At 61.0% G+C, this 15,129-nt stretch carries 19 protein-coding genes; 7 read left to right on the plus strand and 12 right to left on the minus strand.

The window, feature by feature from the left end:
* The first annotated feature begins 2 nt into the window (after positions 1–2).
* Positions 3–668 (plus strand): hypothetical protein, encoded by a 666-nt coding sequence (locus tag ACZ9XP_RS15130; RefSeq protein WP_465188723.1) that lies wholly within the window; start codon positions 3–5, stop codon positions 666–668.
* A gap of 47 nt (positions 669–715) precedes the next feature.
* On the opposite strand, the gene ACZ9XP_RS15135 is transcribed toward ACZ9XP_RS15130, so the two are convergent.
* Complete coding sequence (locus ACZ9XP_RS15135) at positions 716–1,294, minus strand: phasin family protein (protein ID WP_240803368.1); 579 nt, start codon at positions 1,292–1,294, stop codon at positions 716–718.
* Positions 1,295–1,653: 359 nt separating this feature from the next.
* Here ACZ9XP_RS15135 and minC point away from each other — a divergent pair, with 359 nt between their 5' ends.
* Genes minC through ACZ9XP_RS15155 form a run of 4 tightly spaced genes read left to right on the plus strand, consistent with a single transcriptional unit; the run spans position 1,654 to position 4,428 of the window.
* The gene (minC, locus tag ACZ9XP_RS15140) at positions 1,654–2,382 is read left to right on the plus strand and encodes a septum site-determining protein MinC (RefSeq protein ID WP_147683088.1); all 729 of its coding nucleotides are present in this window, start codon (positions 1,654–1,656) and stop codon (positions 2,380–2,382) included.
* 31 nt (positions 2,383–2,413) lie between these two features.
* Positions 2,414–3,226: a septum site-determining protein MinD gene (minD, locus tag ACZ9XP_RS15145; protein ID WP_147683086.1), complete on the plus strand. Its 813-nt coding sequence runs from the start codon at positions 2,414–2,416 to the stop codon at positions 3,224–3,226.
* A 3-nt stretch (positions 3,227–3,229) separates the two neighbouring features.
* Positions 3,230–3,487, plus strand: coding sequence for a cell division topological specificity factor MinE (gene minE, locus ACZ9XP_RS15150; protein ID WP_017510129.1), 258 nt, complete (start codon positions 3,230–3,232; stop codon positions 3,485–3,487).
* Positions 3,488–3,489: 2 nt separating this feature from the next.
* Entirely contained in the window at positions 3,490–4,428 is a 939-nt protein-coding gene (locus ACZ9XP_RS15155) for a hydrogen peroxide-inducible genes activator (RefSeq protein WP_147683084.1), read from the plus strand.
* Between the two features lie 100 nt (positions 4,429–4,528).
* Here ACZ9XP_RS15155 and ACZ9XP_RS15160 read toward each other — a convergent pair whose 3' ends face one another.
* Positions 4,529–5,680, minus strand: a complete 1,152-nt coding sequence (locus tag ACZ9XP_RS15160; protein ID WP_147683082.1) for an aminotransferase-like domain-containing protein — start codon at positions 5,678–5,680, stop codon at positions 4,529–4,531.
* Positions 5,681–5,759: 79 nt separating this feature from the next.
* Between ACZ9XP_RS15160 and ACZ9XP_RS15165 the strand changes: the two genes are divergently transcribed.
* The gene (locus ACZ9XP_RS15165) at positions 5,760–6,197 is read left to right on the plus strand and encodes a MarR family winged helix-turn-helix transcriptional regulator (RefSeq protein WP_026108176.1); all 438 of its coding nucleotides are present in this window, start codon (positions 5,760–5,762) and stop codon (positions 6,195–6,197) included.
* 71 nt (positions 6,198–6,268) lie between these two features.
* Here the strand turns inward: ACZ9XP_RS15165 and greB are convergent, their stop codons facing one another.
* From greB to ACZ9XP_RS15200, 7 genes are all read right to left on the minus strand, one after another.
* Positions 6,269–6,829 (minus strand): transcription elongation factor GreB, encoded by a 561-nt coding sequence (gene greB / locus ACZ9XP_RS15170; RefSeq protein WP_147683080.1) that lies wholly within the window; start codon positions 6,827–6,829, stop codon positions 6,269–6,271.
* 61 nt (positions 6,830–6,890) lie between these two features.
* Entirely contained in the window at positions 6,891–8,159 is a 1,269-nt protein-coding gene (gene rluB, locus ACZ9XP_RS15175; protein ID WP_026108175.1) for a 23S rRNA pseudouridine(2605) synthase RluB, read from the minus strand.
* Positions 8,160–8,260: 101 nt separating this feature from the next.
* Positions 8,261–8,851 (minus strand): SMC-Scp complex subunit ScpB, encoded by a 591-nt coding sequence (gene scpB / locus ACZ9XP_RS15180; RefSeq protein ID WP_017510122.1) that lies wholly within the window; start codon positions 8,849–8,851, stop codon positions 8,261–8,263.
* A 75-nt stretch (positions 8,852–8,926) separates the two neighbouring features.
* On the minus strand, positions 8,927–9,439 hold the full coding sequence (locus ACZ9XP_RS15185) for a GNAT family N-acetyltransferase (RefSeq protein ID WP_465188724.1): 513 nt from the start codon (positions 9,437–9,439) through the stop codon (positions 8,927–8,929).
* A gap of 59 nt (positions 9,440–9,498) precedes the next feature.
* Positions 9,499–9,825, minus strand: coding sequence for a YnfA family protein (locus ACZ9XP_RS15190; RefSeq protein WP_147683076.1), 327 nt, complete (start codon positions 9,823–9,825; stop codon positions 9,499–9,501).
* Positions 9,826–9,991: 166 nt separating this feature from the next.
* Positions 9,992–10,438 (minus strand): SRPBCC family protein, encoded by a 447-nt coding sequence (locus tag ACZ9XP_RS15195; RefSeq protein WP_147683074.1) that lies wholly within the window; start codon positions 10,436–10,438, stop codon positions 9,992–9,994.
* Between the two features lie 276 nt (positions 10,439–10,714).
* On the minus strand, positions 10,715–11,533 hold the full coding sequence (locus ACZ9XP_RS15200; RefSeq protein ID WP_147683072.1) for a segregation and condensation protein A: 819 nt from the start codon (positions 11,531–11,533) through the stop codon (positions 10,715–10,717).
* 119 nt (positions 11,534–11,652) lie between these two features.
* On the opposite strand from ACZ9XP_RS15200, the gene ACZ9XP_RS15205 reads away from it, so the two are divergent.
* Positions 11,653–12,501: a DUF4344 domain-containing metallopeptidase gene (locus tag ACZ9XP_RS15205; RefSeq protein WP_147683070.1), complete on the plus strand. Its 849-nt coding sequence runs from the start codon at positions 11,653–11,655 to the stop codon at positions 12,499–12,501.
* A 124-nt stretch (positions 12,502–12,625) separates the two neighbouring features.
* Here ACZ9XP_RS15205 and ACZ9XP_RS15210 read toward each other — a convergent pair whose 3' ends face one another.
* From ACZ9XP_RS15210 to ACZ9XP_RS15220, 3 genes are read right to left on the minus strand one after another with little or no spacing between them, the layout of a single operon-like run.
* Positions 12,626–13,822: a tryptophan--tRNA ligase gene (locus ACZ9XP_RS15210; protein ID WP_465188725.1), complete on the minus strand. Its 1,197-nt coding sequence runs from the start codon at positions 13,820–13,822 to the stop codon at positions 12,626–12,628.
* Positions 13,823–13,842: 20 nt separating this feature from the next.
* The gene (locus ACZ9XP_RS15215) at positions 13,843–14,487 is read right to left on the minus strand and encodes a site-2 protease family protein (RefSeq protein WP_465188726.1); all 645 of its coding nucleotides are present in this window, start codon (positions 14,485–14,487) and stop codon (positions 13,843–13,845) included.
* Between the two features lie 18 nt (positions 14,488–14,505).
* Positions 14,506–15,126 carry an L-threonylcarbamoyladenylate synthase gene (locus tag ACZ9XP_RS15220; RefSeq protein ID WP_147683063.1) on the minus strand — a complete coding sequence of 207 codons (621 nt, stop codon included), beginning with the start codon at positions 15,124–15,126 and terminating at the stop codon, positions 14,506–14,508.
* Positions 15,127–15,129 lie beyond the last annotated feature (3 nt).

Raw genomic sequence — 15,129 nt, forward strand, 5'->3', positions numbered from 1 at the left:
CCATGCTTGCACCCAGTCATGACCGCGATACCCTGCTGCACCGCTTGCCAGCCGAGCAAGCCGCACTGTGCACGCCCCAAGGCCATGACCTCATCATCTGGCAAGACATCACGCTACATTGCGGGCCCCTGCCACTGGGCGCCAGCTACCCTGGTGGCCATATTGAGCTGTGCCTGCTCTGGCAACCTTTACCACACACCCCTGCCGCACTACTGGTAGCGGGAGAGCCCACCGAGTACCAGCAGTGTCAGACTTTGCTGCAAATGCTGGCAGGTTCCGGGCAGCCGTGGCTGTACTGCGGGCCACTGGGCGCTGCAGGCTTGTGCAAACGTGTGTTTGATAGCCTGTTTTACCTGGCCGGCCCGGCGCTGGCACAGCATGCCAGCCAAATGCAGGGCGCTGCGGTACAGATAGACTGGCTGAGCCTGGTTCGCCAGCAGCAACAGCTGGCCGACAAGCTGGCAGCCTTGTGCCGGCATTATCTCGCGCAGCATGGCATCGATCAGCAGCCACAGGATGTAGAAAGCGTGCTGGACAGTTTTCGCCAGCCACCGCAACAGCAAACCCATTACGCCCTGACGCTAGCCACACTACTGGCATTGGCGCTGGAGCTGGGTCAACCCGCCAGAAAGCTGTTTGATAGCCTGCTGCCCACAGAGCACACCTGAAATAGAAAAAGCCCGCCGAAGCGGGCTTTTCATGTACTAGCGAGCGATCAGGCTGCTGGCGTAGCAGGGGTCTTGCGAGCGCGGCTAACAGCAGCGGTAGCAGCCTTGGCCGACGTTTCGGCAGCTTCAACGCTGGCTTCAGCAAACTCGGAGCCTACTTTTTTAGCGGTTTTGGAAGCATTTTCAAACGCAGCGCTGCTGGAGGTCACCAGGTTTTTCAGTGCTTGTACTGCAGGCTCGGAACCAGCCGGTGCGTTTTTGGCAAAGCGGTCCAGCACATCCAGTACTTGCTTGTTGGTTTCAGCCACTTGTTCTTCCACAAAGGAAGTCAGCTCGGTCTGGGTTACCAGGGTCGCGTCGTACACTTCGCGAGCGGTGGTCAGTGCCTTGTCCAGGCTAGGCTGGGCCAGACCGGCCTGGAATTCGGCAAACGCTTTCGGGTCCTTGATGGCGGTCAGCTGCTTCAGGGTTTCAGCGTTGGCAGCCAGCAGCTTGCGGGAGATTTCCAGCTGCAGGTTGGTCAGGCGCTCGGCGCTGGACAGGAAAATGGAAGACAGGCGAACGGCTTTATCAAACTGTGCCTGACCGAAAGCGGAAAATTCTTGTGCGTTGGTAAACATGGACATGATCCTTTTCGAATGTGAGAACTCAGCAGCAAAACCGTCGTTTAGTCTCGTTGCTGCATTGCAGCAATACGGATTTTATATTGCAGTGCAGCAATGTCAAGCAAATTTGCATCAGCACCGCAACTAAGGCCCTCTTTTTACAACAGCTTTTGACACATCATGGCCACCAAACATGACAGACACGTTAAGCATGTCAAGCCCGCAAATACCTTCACGCCAGGGCAAAACAGAAAACGCCACAGGCAGTTTTGCCTTTTGCCATCAAGGCGAACGAATATGTCATGCATGCGTTGAAAGGCCGTCGCCAAAGCTTTACACTCCGGTGATAAATTAAATCTATCCGGTAGCGAAGCCACACAATGAGCCCTGCGGCCAACCCTTTTGATATCAAATCTGCCAGCCTGGACTTGCTGGCGGTGCTGCTGCGCAGTGGTGATTGCGCACAGCTGGAAGCGGCGCTGGAAGCCCGCTTTGGCAACCAGATCGATGCCTCGCAAAGCGAAGCTTTTCTGCTGGACCTGGACGCCATCGACAACCCTGCCAGCCTGGATCTGGACCAGATCCGCGCCTTGTTTCTGGCCAAAGGCATTCGCATCATTGCCCTGCGCCACCGCGACATGGCTGTGGCCGAGCTGGCCCGCCTGTACGGCCTGGCCTATGTCAATGCCAGCGCCAGCCCACGCAGCGAGCTGGCTGCGCCACCTGCCAGCCAGCCAGCCCCGGTCGCCGCGCCCGCCGCAGCACCGGTGGCAGCAAACACCCTGATCGTGGACCGCCCGGTACGCGCCGGCCAGCAGATCTACGCCAAAGGTGGCGATCTGGTGGTACTGGCCACCGTGAACGTGGGCGCCGAGCTGATCGCCGATGGCAGCATCCACGTGTACGCCCCTATGCGCGGCCGTGCACTGGCCGGTGCACGGGGCAACACCCAGGCCCGTATCTTTGTGCAGGGCATGGAAGCCGAGCTGGTATCCATTGCCGGTGTCTATCGCACCATAGAGCAAGCACTGCCTGACAGCATTCAGGGCAAGCCGACCCAGATTTATCTAGAAAACGAGCGCCTCGTCATGACGGCGCTTGGCGAATAACACGAATCACGACGACGCAAGGAAGACCATCGTGGCAAAAATCATTGTTGTTACCTCCGGCAAAGGTGGTGTGGGCAAAACCACTACCAGTGCCAGTTTTGCATCCGGCCTGGCACTGCGCGGCCACAAGACTGCGGTGATCGACTTCGACGTCGGCCTGCGTAACCTGGACCTGATCATGGGCTGCGAGCGCCGCGTGGTATACGACCTGATCAATGTGATCAACGGTGAAGCCACGCTGAACCAGACCCTGATCAAGGACAAGCACTGCGACAACCTTTACGTGATGCCGGCCTCGCAAACCCGCGACAAGGACTCGCTCACCGAAGAAGGCGTGGAAAAAGTACTGAAAGACATGGCGGACATGGGCTTTGAGTACATTGTGTGCGACTCGCCTGCCGGTATCGAAAAAGGCGCACTGCTGGCGCTGCTGTTTGCCGACGAAGCCGTCGTCGTGACCAACCCGGAAGTGTCTTCCGTGCGCGACTCCGACCGCATCCTGGGCATTCTGTCGTCCAAATCCCGCCGCGCCATCGAAGGCCGCGAGCCGGTAAAAGAGCATCTGCTGATTACCCGTTATTCCCCTAGCCGTGTGGACAAGGGCGAAATGCTGTCGGTAGACGACGTCAAAGAAATCCTGCGCGTGAACCTGATCGGCGTGATTCCGGAATCGCAAGCCATTCTGCAGGCATCGAACTCCGGTACGCCCGCCATCCATCTGAAGGGTAGCGATGCGGCCGAAGCCTACGCCGACGTGGTTGCCCGTTTCCTGGGTGAAGACCGCCCTATGCGCTTCCTGGAAGCCGAAAAAATCGGCTTCCTCAAGCGTCTGTTTGGAGGCTAAGCCATGTCCCTGATCGATATGATTTTTGGCAAACGCCAGAAAACCGCCTCCATTGCCCGCGAACGCCTGCAAATCATCCTGGCGCACGAACGCAATGGCCGTAGCGCGCCCGACTACCTGCCTGCGCTGCAGCGCGAGCTGATGGAGGTCATCTCCAAGTATGTCTCGGTCAACCTGGACGATATCAAGGTACAAGTAGAACGTCAGGACGACTTTGAGGTACTGGAAGTCAATATCGTGCTGCCGGAACACCAGCGCTAATCATGACCCTCACCGAACTGCGTTATATCGTGGCAGTGGCGCGCGAGCGCCACTTTGGCCGCGCGGCGCAAAGCTGCTTTGTCAGCCAGCCCACGCTGTCCATTGCCATCAAGAAGCTGGAAGACGAGCTGGGCGTGACGCTGTTTGAGCGCGGCGGGCAAGAGGTGTCTGTCACCGAGATCGGCGAGCGCATCATCGAGCAGTCGCAACGCGTACTGGAAGAAGCCGACACGGTAAAACGCCTGGCCGGCGAGCACCAGAACGAGCTGGCCGGCCCGCTGAAGCTGGGGGTGATTTTTACCATCAGCCCCTACCTGCTGCCGCGCCTTATCCCGGCACTGCGCATCCTGGCGCCGGACATGCCACTGATCCTGGAAGAAAACTACACCGCGCGTCTGGCAGAAATGCTCAAGCGCGGCGAGGTAGACGCCATCATCGTGGCCGACCCGTTTGACGAACCGGGTACCGAAGCCTACGCGCTATACGACGAGCCCTTTATGGTGGCCACACCCAAGGGCCACCCGTGGGAAAAGCGCGATCGTATCCAGGCCTGCGACCTGCGCGAGGAAAGCGTGCTGCTGCTCTCGCAAGGCAACTGCTTCCGCGACCAGGTACTGCAAGCCTGCAGTGAGGTAGCCAGCAAGCAATATCAGGCTAACAGCCTGGCTTCCACCGTGCAGGGCAGCTCGCTAAACACCATCCGTCACATGGTGGCCAGCGGCATGGGCGTGACAGTACTACCCGCTACGTCGGTCAGCCCTGCGGACGAGGGCTTGCTGTCGGTGATCCCGTTCCAGGCACCGGCACCGCAGCGCCGGGTACTGCTCGTCACCCGCCGCCAGTTCTTTCGAAAGAAAGCCATCGAGACGCTGCAGCAAGCGGTATTCCGCTCCGGCCTGCCAGGCGTCACGATGTTGGAAGACAACGCCATCAGCGCCTGATTGCTACCGCACAGGTCCAGATGACACAAGGCCGCCAGGCATGCCTGGCGGCCTTGTTGCATGGCGAGTTGGCCGCAGCCAACCTTGCCCTGCCAAGCGCTTACTGTGCGGCGCGAATCACGCCGGCCAAGCGCTTGATGCCTTCTTCGATGCGCTCTGGCGAGGCATGGCTGAAGTTCAGGCGCAGGTGGCCGATGCCTTCTTCCGGCTGGGCATAAAACGCCTCGCCCGGCATGAAGGCCACGTTGTTTTCTTCCAGCGCCACTTTCAGCAGCGGACGGGTGTCGCGTGGCTGCTTCAGCGTGAGCCAGAAGAACAGGCCGCCTTGCGGTACCAGCCAGTCGGCCAGATCGGCAAAGTGGGTTTCCAGCGCCTTTTGCATGGCGTCGCGGCCAACCTTGTAGCTTTGCTGCAGTTCTTTCAGGTGGCCTACGTAGTCACCGCTGTTCAGCCACTGGGTGTTGAACCACTGGCCCAGGCGGTTGGTGTGCAGATCGGCAGCCTGTTTTAGCTTCAGCAGGTAAGGCATCAGCTCGGGCGAGGCCACCATGTAGCCAATGCGCAGGCCGGGGGCCAGCGTCTTGGAGAAAGAGCCACAGTAGATCCACGGGGCTTTTTTCAGGTGTGTTACCAGCGGGCGCGGGGCTTCGCCATCGTAAGACAGCGCACGGTACGGGTCGTCCTCGATCACCGGCATGTTGGCCGCATCGATCACCTCGGCCAGGCCGCGGCGGGTTTCTTCGGTGTAGCAGGCACCAGACGGGTTCTGGAACGATGGAATCAGGTAAGCCAGTTTGGCCTGGCTGGCTGCAATAGCCTCGGCCAGCTTGGCCGGCGGCAGCTGGCCCTGCTCTTGCTGTACGGTAGTGATGTCGGCACCAAACAGCTTGAATACCTGCAGGGCGGCCAAATAGGTCGGGCCTTCGGTAATCACCGGTGTGTGCGGATCGATGAACAGCTTGGCGGCCAGGTCTAGCGCCTGCTGGCTACCGGACAGCACCAAAACCTGCGAGGCATCGATATCCAGGCCGATACGCGCCAGCTCCTGCACGATGGCGGCGCGGAATTCCGGCTCGCCTTCGCTGGTGCCGTACTGCGCCAGATGCGGCGGTACGCCACTGAAATCCAGCTTGGGCAAACAGTCTGCCGCAGGCAGGCCACCGGCAAACGAAATCACCTCCGGGCGCTGTGCAGCGGCGAGAATCTCGCGGATCAGCGAGCCGGACAGGCGTTCGATGCGTTCTGAAAACATGTTACTCTCCTTGGCAGACACGTATTGTTTTTAGTCAAATTGTTTGACCAAATTAACGCTTTGTGACGAGCACGTCAACATGAATTCCACCCCCACAAACACATTGTTACGCGATGCGATGAAGGCGTTTTTTCATGCCTATCAGGCCTTTACCGACAAGCCGGACGAAATGCTGGCCAAACGCGGCCTGGCGCGCGTACACCACCGCATTCTGTTCTTTGTGGCCCTGCACCCCGGGCTATCGGTAAAAGACCTGCTGGCCTGTCTGGGCGTGACCAAACAGGCCATCAATATTCCGCTACGCCAGCTGATGGAAATGGATCTGGTGGAAGCCGGCACCGCCGAGCACGACAAGCGCGTGAAAGAGCTGCGCCTGACAGAAGAAGGCCGCAAGCTGGAAGAAGCACTGCACCGCGAGCAGGCCCGCCTGCTGCTGCAAGCCTTTGGCGAAGCCGGCCAGCAGGCCACCGAAGGCTGGCTGAAGGTAAACCAGGTCATGGCCCGCCCGCAAAGCTGAGCGGCCAACACGCTGGCTACCGCGCCAGCCACCCTGCACGACGCCCACTACTGCATACAATAGACAGCGCTCTACTCCCCGATGCGCTGGTAGCGCACTGCCAGAATCTCGATCTCTTCCTCACCATCCGGCCCGCGAAAATACACGGTATCGCCTTCCCGCGCTTTCAGCAGCACGCGGGCGATGGGTGAAATCCAGCTGATATGGCCCTGCGCCAGGTCGATCTCGTCTACCCCCACAATGCTCAGCGTCTGCTCGCTGCCATTGCCGCGCAGGATATCCACCGTAGCCGAGAAAAACACCTGGTCGGTGGCTTCACGCCGTTCCGGGTCCACCACTTCGGCGATCTCCAGCCTCTTGGTCAGAAAACGGATACGACGGTCGATTTCGCGCAGGCGGCGTTTGCCGTACAGGTAATCACCGTTTTCCGAGCGGTCGCCGTTGCTGGCCGCCCAGTTCACCACCTGGGTCATGTGCGGGCGCTCATGCTTTACCAGCTGGTTCAGCTCTTGGCGCAGGCGCTCCCAGCCGGCGGGGGTAATGTAGTTCTTGGTCGACGCAGGCAGGCGCTGCTCTGCCGGCAGATCGTCGTCGGCGTCTTCGTCCTGCTCTCGGGTAAAGGCCTTGCTCATGGTTACCTCGTTACAAAAACAAAACGCCCCCGCAGAAGCGGAGGCGTTATCAGCGTATTGTCTAGTCGCGCTTGCCGGTTTTGGCCTGGCCGGTTGCCGTCAGGCCCGCCCATTTCATTACGGCTGCTACTTCCGCCTCGTTCAGCTCATAGTACTGGCCACGCTTCAGGCGCGGGGGCAGGCCAATGTTACCAAAACGCACGCGGATCAGGCGGCTCACGGTGAGGCCGAAGTGTTCGAACATGCGGCGCACTTCGCGGTTGCGGCCTTCGCGGATCACCACGTTGTACCAGCGGTTGGCGCCCTCTTCCGCGCCACCTTTTTCGCTCACGCGCTGGAACACCGCCGGGCCGTCTTCCAGCTCGACGCCCTTGGTCATTTCCTGCATCTGCTCGCGGGTCAGCTCGCCCAGCACGCGTACCGAGTACTCGCGGTCAAACTCGAAGCTGGGGTGCATCATGCGGTTGGCCAGCTCGCCGCTGGTGGTAATCAGCAGCAGGCCAGAGGTGTTCACGTCCAGGCGGCCGATGGCAACCCAGCGGCTGGATTTGGCTTGCGGCAGACGGTCGAACACAGTCACGCGGCCTTCCGGGTCGTCACGGGTAACGATTTCGCCTTCCTGCTTGTGGTACATGATTACGCGTGGCAGGCGGTCGGCCCACTTCAGCTTGATCGGGTTACCTTTGGCAGTCACACGGTCTTGCGGGCCAACCTTGTCGCCCAGCGCGGCTTTTTTGCCGTTTACCGTGATAAAGCCGGCTTCGATCCACTCTTCCATTTCACGGCGCGAGCCCACACCGGAGGCGGCCAACGCTTTTTGCAGGCGGATCGGCTCGATCTTGCTGTAATCCACGCGGGTTTCGCGCAGGCGGGCGGAGCGGTCGACGATTTCCTGCTTCGGCGCACGCAGTGCCAGCTTTTTGGCACGCTGTACTTTCGGGGCCGGGCCTTCGCGGCGGGCCTTGCCGAATTCCGGCTGCGGCGCGTCGGTGGCCGGCATGGCGGCGTTTTTATTGCCAAAACGGCGCTCGTGCTGCAGTGCGGCCTCGCCACGTACAGGCGCGGCACGGCGGGTATCGTAGTTTACCGGGGCACGGCGGCCTTCCGGGTTGATCGGCGCGGCATCGCGGCGCGCAGCCGGGGCCGGTTTGCCCTGTGGCGCAGCCGGGGCATTGCGCGGGGTCAGAAAGCTGCCGGTGGGTTTGCCACGGCCGGACGGCTTGCTGCCGCCACCGCTACGGCCCATGTCGGGCTGGCGGGGTTGGCCGCTTTCCTGGCCACGTACACGGGCCACGGGTTGGCGGGAGGTATTGCGTTGTCCTTTAGACATGGTGTTTCCTGTTTAGCTGTGCGGAAGGCAGCTGCATGCGCAGGCTGAGTACTGTCTTCCCGGCATGGCCTTGCCCGGCGGGGCCGGTGTGGGCGATGCGCTTATTGGGGCGCCTCATCAGCGAGGGGCTCTTCGTCCGGTGGCGCCGGCTCGCTGACCACCAGAGTGGACAGCTCGGCCAAGGGCGGCAAATCACGCAGGGTATGAAACCCGAGGTCGTCGAGAAACTTGTGCGTGCTGGCGTATAGCCCCGGGCGTCCGGGCACGTCTTTGTGCCCGATGACTTCGATCCAGCCCCGCTCCAGCAGGGTCTGCATCACACTGGTAGACACCGATACACCGCGTATGGCTTCGATATCGCCACGGGTAACCGGCTGTTTATAGGCGATGATGGCCAGTGTTTCCATGACCGCACGCGAATAACGCGGCGGCTTTTCCGGCGTAAGCCGGGCCAGATACGGGGTAAATTCGGCGCGGGCGCGAAAGCGCCAGCCGGAAGCCAGCTTGACCAGCTCTACCCCGCGGCCTTTCCAGTTTTGCTGCACCTCGTCCAGGATGTCATTGATCAATGCCGCTTTCACGTCTTCGGTGAACAGCTTTTTCAGCTGGCCCACGGTTAACGGTTCCTGCGCGGTAAGCAGGGCGGTTTCCAGCACGATCTTCAGGTAATTGAGGTCGGTAATGGTGGACATGACAGCCGCAAGACGGGCAAAACAGAACGGAAGGCGCGGATTTTACACGATTTTTTGCCCACAGGTACGGCTGTTTCAATACCGGCGTGACGGCAGATGATAGTAGCGCAGCCACGCCTCGCCCGGCCCCTGCGCCGTGGCGGTCAGTAGTACACCGCCGGCGCGGCTGATCACCCTCTGCGACGCACTATTGTCATCGGCACAAGTAATCAGCCAGCCGCCATCCAGCTGCGGCGACCCGTGCTGCTGCACGTGCGCCAACAGGTTGCCCGCCACCCCCAGGCCACGCGCCGCAGGGTGTACCTCGTAACCGATATGGCCGCACTGGTCCAGGATAAATGGCGTGCTGCCCAAGCGCAGGCGGATGGCGCCCAGAATATCGCCGCCCTCGTCCAGCGCAAACCAGGTTAGGGTGGGCACATAGCCCGGCGGCAGGTGGCGGCCCGCGGCGTGGTCCAGCACCTGCTGGTAAAACACCGCAGGCGTGGCCTGGCTGTGGCAGTAGTACTCGCAGCCATCGGCACGGCACTGCTGGAAATACGCGGGGTAAGCGTGGCTATGCAGCACGCTGGCGGCTTCGATACGCATGGCAAGACGAGCGGAATATTTATAGAAATACTAGCCGCTCCCGCGCGGAAAGAACAGCCCTACCCTGCCGTACGCGGTGCCAGCATGATCACCAGCATGCCGGCCAGACATAGCGCTACACCGCCAGCATCCCACCAGGTTGGCCGCACGCCGTCCACCGCCCACAGCCACAACAGCGCCACGCTCACATACACCCCGCCATACGCCGCGTAGATGCGGCCGGACGCATCCGGGTGCAGCGTGAGCAGCCAGGCAAACAGCGCCAGGCTGGCCGCTGCGGGTAGCAGCAGCCACGCCGACGCCCCCTGCTTCAGCCACAGCCACGGCAAATAGCAACCGATAATCTCGGCCAGCGCGGTCACAACAAACAGGGCAAAGGTACGCATGGGGGCTTTCGTTCTGGTAGGCAGGGTGCGGCGTGGGCAGTGTGGTAGGTGGCGCTGAAGGCTGCAAAGCCCAACGACTCAAGACTTTTGAAAGTTAAATCAATAGTGATGTCGTATTAACTTGTCTGTGCTGGGCAAGGCCTCAGCTTTTGCCCATCTCGGAATGCTATTCAGACATTTCAGCTTCGACGAGCTGAGCAAGCAAGACCAGCGACTCTTGCCACCCTAGGTAGCAAGCCTCCGGCGGAATGGCCTCGGGGATGCCTTCCTGCACGATCTCTAGCGCTACGCCACAGAACACCGCTCTCAGAGACACCGTGGTTTGCATTGTTCCCGGCAGATTGGGGTCGTCGAACCTGGTCGTGTAGCGGATTCGTTCATGGGGTACCAGTTCAAGATATTCGCCGCCGAAAGCATGGCTGTGATCAGTGGTAAAGTTGGTAAAAGACATGTCGTAGCGCCCGCCAACCTTGGCGTCTAGGTGATGCACTGAGCCAGTAAAGCCGTTTGGTGGAAGCCACTTAGCCATGGCTGCGGCATCCAGAAACGCGCGGTAGACGCGCTCTGGTGAAGCCTTGAGTACGCGGTGAAGCCGGACAGTATGTGTGGCCATGATTTATCTCCAAAACAGTGGAAGTCCCGCAACGGCACAATCGAAAAAACACAGGCAGACAACGCACAGCCTGCCTGATTTTGGCGAACACGCCTTTCTGCCCGGTAGCCTGGCTGCATTCAGTGAAGTCTGACATTTACCGCGAATGAAGGTTGGCCGCATCAAGCCTGGTACAGCCAAGATCCAAGTGATGATGAAGCAATGCACAAGCCCGGCGGGTACAGCCTTTGGCTTTTGCTCACCCTGCGCTAACCACACGCCCCGATGATAGCCCCGCTACACCAGCGCCAGCCGCACGTAGATGGGCTGGTAGGGCTCGTCCTGGCTGACTTTCACCATGCCCTCTTTCACCAGCTCCAGCACGGCGATGAAGTTCACTACCAGGTGGGCCACGCCTTTGTGGATGTCGAATAGTTCCTCGAACGACACGTAGTCGCGGCCGTCCAGGTAGCGCAGGATCCAGCTCATTTGCTCGCGTACCGATAGCTCGTCTTTTTCCACCTTGTGGTGGCGGTTGTGCTTGGCGCGCGACAGGATGGCCAGCCAGGCCTGGCGCAGGTCCAGCGGGCTGACGTCAGGCAGGCGCTGCTCGGCAGACTGCTCTACCAGCACGGCCAGCCAGGCAAAGTCGCGGTCGGCTTGCGGCAGCTTGTCCAGCGCCAGCGCGGCCAGCTTCATTTGCTCGTATTCCAGCAGGCGGCGCACTAGCTCTGCGCGCGGGTCGTCCGGGTCGTCGTCGCCTTCTACCGGCGGGCGCGGCAGCAGCAGGCGCGATTTGATTTCGATCAGCAGCGCGGCCATCAGCAGGTACTCGGCGGCCAGCTCCAGCCGGCCGTCGCGCATGGCATCGATATAGCCCATGTACTGCGCGGTGACCTCGGCCATGGGGATGTTGAGCACGTCCAGGTTCTGCTTGCGGATGAGGTAGAGCAGCAGGTCCAGCGGGCCTTCGAAGCTTTCCAGAATCAGCTGCAGGGCGTCGGGGGGGATAAACAGGTCCTGCGGGACTTCCAGCACCGGCTGGCCGAAAACATGGGCAATGGGCACGCTGGCGGGCAGGGCTGGCGGGGTAAGCTGGAAGGCGGTGTCGGTCATGGTGTCTCTTACCTGCCGCAGGCGGTCTGGCCGGCAGGCAATATGCATTTATTGAACAATCAGAGGCGTGGCGGGGCGCCCCTATACTGGCCAGACCACCATTGTACGCCAGGTTCACCATGACTCGCCTAGCCACGCTCCTGCTCGCTGCTGCCCTGCTGGCTACCCTGCCCGGCTGTAGCCAGCCTGATGCCAATACGGCCGCCGCGCAGGCGTCTTCCCCGCGTACCCAGCTACCTGCTTACGGGCGCTTTGTGGCGGTTTACCTGGCCCCCCAGACCGCAACGCTGCGCGACTTGTATAAGCAGGCCAAACAGGCGCGCTGGCTGGATGAGGTGGTGCACAGTCTGAATACGCAATTTCGACTGCCGCGTGATATCGATGTTGCCACCGCGGAGTGCGGTGTCAGCAACGCCTTTTTCGACCCGGAGTCGCACAGCATTACGCTGTGCTACGAGCTGATTGTGGAGCTACAGCAGCAGGCGGTGGCGCAAAAGCTGCCAACGGCCGAGCAGGATGCGTATCTGGAAGGGGTACTCAGTTTTGTGTTCATGCACGAGCTGGGACACGCGCTGATCCATGAGCTGGCATTACCGGCCACCGGGCGTGAAGAGGACGTGGCCGACCAGCTGGCCGTGGTGTCGCTGCTGGGCGAGCCGGATACGGATAGCGAGCAGGTGTTTGCCAATAGCGTGGCGCAGATCGGCCATGTGGCAACCTGGTTTCAGCTGAACGCCAGCGGCGAGTACGACATGGAAGCCATGGCCGACAGCCACGCCCTGGATGAGCAGCGCTTTTATAACGTGATGTGCTGGCTATACGGGGCACAGCCCGATTCGTTTGACGACATGATTGTCAGTGGCCAGCTACCGGCCGAGCGCGCCGAGGGCTGCGCCGACGAGTACCGGCAGATACGGCACAGCTGGGACAGCTTGCTGGCACCGCATCTGCTCACGCAGACAAAATAGCGATCATGCACGCTACGGCCTGTGGCAATACGGCAGGCTTACGCGGTAGCACTGACCGTATCTCAAAAAGGTTGGCCGCATACGTTGCGGCCAACCTTTTTGACGCACCATACCGTTTACGCTGTCAGTAGCCCAGCCCCATGGCCTGGCGCACGTCGTTCATGGTGGCGCGGGCCACTTGCTCGGCCTTCGCGTTGCCCTCGGCCAGAATCTCCTGCACCAGCTTGGGGTTGCTCAGGTATTTCTCGGCGCGCTCGAACATGGGCTGCTGCTCGCGCACTACGGCGTCGATCACCGGCTGCTTGCAGTCCAGGCAGCCGATACCGGCGCTGGTACAGCCTGCCTTCACCCATTCCTTGGTGGCGCCGTCGCTGTACACCTCGTGCAGCTGCCATACCGGGCAACGGCTCGGGTTGCCGGCGTCGGTGCGGCGCACGCGTGCGGGGTCGGTGGGCATGCCGCGGATTTTCTTGGTCACCGCCTCCGGCGCTTCGCGCATGGTGATGGTGTTGCCATAGGACTTGGACATCTTCTGACCGTCCAGGCCCGGCATTTTGGAGGCGGCGGTGAGCTTGGCCTCGCACTCCGGCAGGATGATCTTGCCCTTGTTTTCCAGCCAGCCCAGCAGGCGCTCGCGGTCGGCGCCGCCCAGGTTCTGGCTTTGCGCCAGAATCTCGCGCGCTTTTTCCAGCGACTCGGCGTTGCCGTCCTGCAGGTAGGCGGTACGCAGCTGCTCGAACTGCTTGCCGGCCTTGCCGATTTTCTTCACCGCGGCCTTGGCCAGCTCTTCAAAGTTCGGCTCGCGGCCAAACATGTGGTTGAAGCGGCGCGCCACTTCACGGGTCAGTTCGATGTGCGGTACCTGGTCTTCGCCCACCGGTACCAGGCCGGCTTTGTACACCAGGATGTCGGCAGCTTGCAGCAGCGGGTAGCCCAGGAAGCCGTAGGTGGTGAGGTCTTTATGGCTGAGCTTGTCCATCTGGTCTTTGTAGGTGGGCACGCGTTCCAGCCAGCCCAGCGGCGTGACCATGGACAGCGCCAGGTGCAGCTCAGCGTGCTGTGGCACCTTGGACTGCACGAAGATGGTGGATTTTTCCGGGTCTACGCCGGAGGCCAGCCAGTCGATTACCATCTCGTTGATGGACTTGCCGATGATGGACACATCGTCAAAGTTGGTGGTCAGCGCGTGCCAGTCGGCCACCATGAAGAAGCATTCGTGGCTGTGCTGCAGCTCTACCCAGTTCTTGATCACGCCGTGATAGTGGCCCAGATGCAGGCTGCCGGTGGGGCGCATGCCGGAAAGAATACGGTTGGCAAACATGTATGGCTTTCAGAAAAAGGTCAGGCTCTTACCAGCAGGTAGAGCAGGTTCAGTACGATTTCGATAAACGGACTCAGGATGGGCGACAGCAGGCCGGTCAATACCAGCGCCAGCAGAACCCACATACCGTACGGCTCCAGCCGGGAATACTGGTATGCCAGGCCAGGCGGCAGCAGGCTTTCCACGATACGGCCACCATCCAGCGGCAGTAGCGGCATCAGGTTCAGCACCATCAGCACCACATTAATGCCGATACCGGCCTGGCTCATCAGTGCCAGTGGCTCGCTGTAGCTGTTGTTCATCACCACGGCCAGCTTGAATAGCAGCACCCACAGTACTGCCATGGCAAAGTTGGCCAGCGGGCCGGCGGCAGCAACCCAGCGCATGCCGGCGCGTACATTACGCAAATTGCCAAAGCGTACCGGTACCGGCTTGGCCCAGCCAAACAGGAAACCGCCCACGGCCAAGCACATCAGCGGCAGCAGGATGGTGCCCACCAGGTCGATATGGCGCAGCGGGTTCAGCGACACACGGCCCAGATTGTAGGCGGTGCTGTCGCCCCAGTACTTGGCCACGTAGGCGTGTGCGGCTTCGTGCAGGGTAATGGCAAACAATACCGGCAGTGCGTATACGGAAATCTTCTGGATCAGGTTGAGTTCTTCCAAGATGTGGTCCTTGCAGGTTTACAGGCCCAGGCGCGCGGGGTCGCCCTTGCCCTGGCGAATCAGCGCCACGCCATCGGTCATGTCGATGACGGTGGTGGGCTCGGTGCCGCACCAGCCTCCATCGATCACCAGCTCGACCAGATGTTCCAGCCGCTCGCGGATTTCGTAAGGGTCGGTGAGCGGTGCGTCGTCACCCGGCAGCTGCAGGGTACAGGACAAAATGGGCTCGCCCAGCTCTTCCAGCAGCGCCAGCGCCACGGTGTTTTCCGGCACGCGCAGGCCGATGGTGGCGCGTTTGGGGTGCAGTGTGCGCTTTGGCACATCGCGGCTGGCTTCCAGAATAAAGGTGAAGCTGCCCGGCGTGGCGGCCTTCAGCAGGCGAAACTGTGCGTTATCCACACGGGCATACGCCGCCAGCGACGACAAATCAGCGCACACCAGCGTCAGGTGGTGCTTGAGGTCGATCTGGCGGATAGCCAGCAGGCGCTCCATGGCTTTCTTGTCGCCCAGGTGGCAGCCCAGCGCGTAACAGGAGTCGGTGGGGTATGCCACCACGCCGCCGTCACGGATGATTTTGGCGGCTTCGCGTATCAGCCGTGCCTGCGGGTTTTCCGGGTGAATCACAAAGAACTGGGACATGGC

The organism is Vogesella perlucida (genome assembly GCF_979366545.1).